This is a genomic window from Pseudomonas fluorescens, assembly GCF_902497895.1.
GTDB lineage: Bacteria > Pseudomonadota > Gammaproteobacteria > Pseudomonadales > Pseudomonadaceae > Aquipseudomonas > Aquipseudomonas fluorescens_BP.
In genome coordinates, this window is record NZ_CABVHQ010000130.1 from 1 (window position 1) to 5108 (window position 5108).

Sequence of the window (5108 nt, forward strand, 5' to 3'; positions counted from 1 at the left end):
GCGCAGCAGTCGTAAAATCAGGCACTGCGGTGTGTCAGGTTGACCGCAGCCTCAGGATTCACGACTGCTTCGCAGCCGAACGCAGCCTCGCAAGCTCGGCAGCTGCTACGGGGGACAGTGCTTAGCCCCCTCGCCACAAAAATTCCCGCCGGCCTTACAACAAATTCGCCCCCACCACCGGATCAATCTGCGCCCAATGGGAAGTATCTTCGCGATGGCTCTGCAGATAGGGCAGCACCGCCCCCAGCAACGGCGCCTTGAATGCCTCCTGAAAACGATGGGCCAACCCCGGAATCAGCCTCAACTGACTGCCCTGAATATGCGCCGCCAGATGCACGCCATGCATCACCGGCAATAATGGATCAGCAGTGCCATGCACCACCAGGGTCGGGACCCGCAACTGATTGAGCAACGCCACCCGGCTCGGTTCCGCGAGGATCGCCATGATCTGGCGCTTCACGCCTTCGGGGTTGAACGCCCGGTCATAAGATACCTGTGCCTGATGCAGCAGCTCCCGACGATCATCCACCACCTGCGGGCTACCCAGCGCCGCCAGCAGATCCGCCTGCTGCTCAAGCGCCACCTCGCGATTCGGCGCACTGCGCCGTGAGAGCAATTGCACCAACGCCGCATTCGGCGCTGGCAAGCCTTCGGCGCCGGAGCTGGTCATGATCAGGGTCAGGCTTTCCACCCGTTGCGGCGCCATGGCCGCCATGTGCTGGGCAATCATCCCGCCCATGCTCGCGCCCAGCACATGGAACTGCCGCACCTGCAAGGCATCCATCAGGCCCAGGGCATCATCGGCCATGTCAGTCAATGTGTAGGGTGCCGACACCGGCAAACCAAGCTTGTAGCGCAAGACCTCAAAGGTCAGGTTGGCGTTGACGGGCGCCTGACGCCAGGTGGAGAGCCCGACATCCCGGTTGTCATAGCGGATCACCCGAAACCCCTGCTGACATAACGCGACCACCACCTCGTCCGGCCAATGGATCAACTGCCCGCCCAGGCCCATCACCAGCAGCAACGCCGGGTCCGAGGCGCGGCCGATGCTCTGGTAAGCCAGGCTGACCTGATCCAGCTCGACCCGTCGGGTCGGGACATCGACATCGCATCGAGACGCCGCAAAAGACGCCGGGCCGAACACCAGCGAGAGCAGCAAAATCGCCGTTTGAAAAAACAATGCACGCATGAAGAAACACCGAAACGCAGAACCCCAGTAGAGCGCGAGTCTGATGAACTTTGAGCAAGCGCGCTGCCACAGTTGTGTGACAGTTTGATGAAGATCGCCGAGTGGTCGCTGATTAGGCTGAGCAGGCCGGAACCGTGTCTTCGTTCATCGCGAGCAAGCCCGCTCCCACATTGGATCTGCGTCAGACCATGGTGGTGTGATCGACACACATAACCTGTGGGAGCGAGCTTGCTCGCGATAGCAGATTCATGGCCAATACAAATCCTCCTGTTGCCCCAAAACAAAACCCGCCCCCCTCTCTCGAAGGTGGCGGCTTTGTTGTTTCGGGCTGTTTTACGCCAACTGACTGCGCAACTTGCGCGCTGCCGCGACCATGTTCACCAGCGCCGCTTCGGTTTCCGGCCAGGCCCGGGTTTTCAGGCCGCAGTCTGGGTTGACCCACAGCCGTTCAGCGGGGATGCGTTTGACGGCTTTGGTCATCAACTTGACCATCTCGGCGGTGTCCGGCACTCGTGGCGAGTGGATGTCATAGACCCCCGGACCGATGTCGTTCGGGTAATCGAACGCTTCAAAGGCCTCAAGCAATTCCATGTCCGAACGCGAGGTTTCGATGGTGATCACATCCGCGTCCATGGCCGCGATGGACTTGATCACGTCGTTGAACTCGCTGTAGCACATGTGGGTGTGGATCTGGGTTTCGTCACGCACCCCGGACGCGGTCAGGCGGAACGCTTCCACCGCCCAGTCCAGGTACTCCTGCCATTGCGCACGGCGCAGCGGCAGGCCTTCGCGGAAGGCTGCTTCGTCGATCTGGACGATCTTGATTCCGGCCTGTTCCAGGTCGACCACTTCATCGCGCAGTGCCAGCGCCAGCTGTTGCGCCTGGATTTTGCGCGAGACGTCTTCGCGCGGGAAGGACCACATCAGCATGGTCACCGGTCCGGTCAGCATGCCCTTCACGACTTTGTCGGTGAGGCTCTGGGCATATTGAATCCAGTCCACGGTCATGGCGCTCGGACGGCTCAGGTCGCCGAAGATGATCGCCGGTTTCACGCAACGCGAACCGTAACTCTGGACCCAGCCGAAGCGGGTGAAGAGGTAGCCATCGAGTTGCTCGGCGAAGTACTCGACCATGTCGTTGCGCTCGGCTTCACCATGCACCAGCACGTCCAGCCCCAGGCGCTCCTGGACTTGTACGGCGTGGCGGATCTCGCTATGCATGGCGTCGGTGTAGTCGTTGGCCGACAGCTTGCCCTGTTTGAAGGCCTGACGAGCCAGGCGAATCGAGGCGGTCTGCGGGAACGAACCGATGGTGGTGGTCGGGAACGCTGGCAGTTGCAGGCGAGCCCGTTGCACTTCGATACGCTGGGCGAACGCCGATTGGCGCTGGCTGTCGGCGGCGCTGATGGCGGCAATGCGTGCCTGGACTTCGGCTTTGTGAATCCGCGGCGACCGAACACGACTGGCCTGTACGGCGCGGCTTTCAGCCAGTGCGGCTTGCACGTTCGGCGCTTGTGGGTGGTTCAGAGCATCGCGCAGCACGGCGATTTCGCCACACTTTTGCACGGCAAAGGCCAGCCAGCTCTTCAGTTCGGCGTCGAGTTTGTCTTCACGGCCCAGGTCCACCGGGCTGTGCAGCAGCGAACAGGAACCGGCGACCCAGAGGTTTTCACCGAACCGCTGCTGGGCGATTTGCAGCTGTTCCAGTGCCTGTTCCAGCTCGCAGCGCCAGACGTTGCGACCGTTGACCAGGCCCACCGAGAGCACTTTGTAGGTCGGCAGACGATCAAGTACCGCTGCCAGCTGTTCCGGAGCGCGCACCGCGTCGATGTGCAGGCCATCCACCGGTAGGCCTACGGCCAGCCCGAGGTTGTCTTCCAGGCCGCCGAAGTAGGTTGCCACGAGTTTCTTCAGCGGCGAATATTGCAGGATGTGGTAGGCCCGTTCGAAGGCGTTTTTCCATTCCTGGGGCAGGTCGAGGCTGAGGATCGGCTCATCGAGCTGCACCCACTCAACGCCTTGGGCTGCAAGGCGACCGAGGATTTCGCCGTAGATCGGCAGCAGGCGTTCCAGCAGCTCGAGCTTGTCGAAGTCGTTGCCTTTGGCCTTGCCCAGCCACAGATAAGTCAGCGGACCGATGATCACCGGTTTGACCTTGTGCCCCAGCGCCAACGCTTCGTCGACTTCCTCGAACAACTGTTCCCAGCTCAGCTTGAATTGTTGATCAGCGCTGAATTCCGGGACCAGGTAATGGTAGTTGGTGTCGAACCACTTGGTCAGTTCCTGAGCGTACTGCGCCTTGGCATGCTCGCCGCCGCAGCAGCTAGTCGTGGCGCCGCGGGCCATGGCGAACAGGGTGTCGAGGGTCGGCAGGCCGCGGGCATCCCTGGCGCTTTCGAAACGCTCGGGGATCACACCGAAGGTCAGCGAGTGGCTCAGCACCTGGTCGTACCAGGCGAAGTCGCCGACCGGCAGCAAGTCGATGCCGGCGTCTTTCTGCAGTTGCCAGTGTCTGGCCCGCAGTTCACGGCCGACGGCTTGCAGGGCGCTCTGGTCAAGGTCGCCCTTCCAATAGGATTCGAGGGCTTTTTTCAGTTCGCGGTCAGCACCGATACGCGGGAAACCAAGATTGTGGGCCAGGGCCATGACGACATTCCTCCATAAAAGATGGCGCTATTGTCGACACTCCGGGCAACATGAGACAAACTCAACCTTTTCGTGTTGATCACAAATTTCCCTCATGGAGGCCCCGGTGCTGGAAATCCGTCACCTGAAGACCCTGCACGCCTTGCGCGAATCCGACAGCCTGGTGGAAGCCGCCGAGCGCCTGCACCTGACCCAGTCCGCGTTGTCCCACCAGTTCAAGGAGCTGGAAGAGCGCATGGGCATGCCACTGTTCGTGCGCAAGACCAAACCGGTGCGATTTACCAGCGCCGGGTTGCGTCTGTTGCAACTGGCCGACGCCACGCTGCCGCTGCTGCGCGGCGCCGAACGGGATATCGCGCGGTTGGCCGGCGGCACCGCCGGGCGTCTGCATATGGCCATCGAATGCCACAGCTGCTTCCAGTGGCTGATGCCGACCATCGACCAGTTCCGCGACGCCTGGCCGGAGGTCGAGCTGGACCTGGCCTCCGGGTTCTCCTTCGCCCCGCTGCCAGCCCTGGCCCGTGGCGATCTGGATCTGGTGGTGACCTCTGATCCGCTGGAGCTGGCGGGCATTACTTATGTGCCGCTGTTCACTTACGAAGCGATGCTCGCGGTGGCCAATCAGCATCGACTGGCGAGCAAACCGTACATCGTGCCGGAAGATTTGCTCAGCGAAACCCTGATCACCTACCCGGTGGAACGGGATCGGCTGGACATCTTCACCCGCTTCCTGGAACCGGCGGATGTCGAACCTGCGCAAGTGCGCACCTCGGAACTGACGGTGATGATGATGCAACTGGTAGCCAGCGGCCGTGGCGTCTGCGGCATGCCCCACTGGGCGCTGCATGAGTACAGTTCACGGGGTTACGTGAAGGCCAAGCGCCTGGGCGAGAAAGGCTTGTTTGCAACGCTCTACGCCGGGATTCGTGCCGATATGCTGGATGCACCGTACATGCGCGACTTCCTGCTGACGGCCAAAGACACCTCGTTCTCGACCCTGGATGGGGTGAGCGTGGTGCGCTGAAGAGTTTGTGGCGCGGGGGCTTGACCTAATGCCGATCAGGAGTTTGAGGTTCAGCACTGTCCCCCGTAGCAGCTGCCGAGCCTGCGAGGCTGCGTTCGGCTGCGCAGCAGTCGTAAATCCTGCTTGCACGGTGTGTCTGGAATACCGCGGCGCCTGATTTTACGACTGCTTCGCAGCCGAACGCAGCCTCGCAGGCTCGGCAGCTGCTACGCGAGCCAAACTCCTGCTTGCACGGTGTGTCTGGAATAC

General features: G+C 61.7%; 3 protein-coding genes. 1 reads left to right on the forward strand and 2 read right to left on the reverse strand.

Annotated features, from left to right (window positions below; translation table 11 throughout):
- Window positions 1-154: 154 nt before the first annotated feature.
- Both F8N21_RS29820 and metE read right to left on the reverse strand, forming a co-directional pair.
- A complete protein-coding gene (locus tag F8N21_RS29820) occupies window positions 155-1189 on the reverse strand; it encodes an alpha/beta fold hydrolase (RefSeq protein ID WP_150645536.1) in 1035 nt (344 codons plus the stop codon).
- 333 nt (window positions 1190-1522) lie between these two features.
- The gene (metE, locus tag F8N21_RS29825; RefSeq protein WP_150645537.1) at window positions 1523-3835 is read right to left on the reverse strand and encodes a 5-methyltetrahydropteroyltriglutamate--homocysteine S-methyltransferase; all 2313 of its coding nucleotides are present in this window, start codon (window positions 3833-3835) and stop codon (window positions 1523-1525) included.
- Between the two features lie 106 nt (window positions 3836-3941).
- Here metE and metR point away from each other — a divergent pair, with 106 nt between their 5' ends.
- Window positions 3942-4859: a transcriptional regulator MetR gene (gene metR / locus F8N21_RS29830; protein ID WP_150645538.1), complete on the forward strand. Its 918-nt coding sequence runs from the start codon at window positions 3942-3944 to the stop codon at window positions 4857-4859.
- Window positions 4860-5108 lie beyond the last annotated feature (249 nt).

Excerpts from the sequence above, each read along its gene's own strand:
- F8N21_RS29820 (WP_150645536.1), bottom strand. The coding sequence starts at position 1,189 with ATGCGTGCATTGTTTTTTCAAACGGCGATTTTGCTGCTCTCGCTGGTG.
- metE (WP_150645537.1), bottom strand. The coding sequence starts at position 3,835 with ATGGCCCTGGCCCACAATCTTGGTTTCCCGCGTATCGGTGCTGACCGC.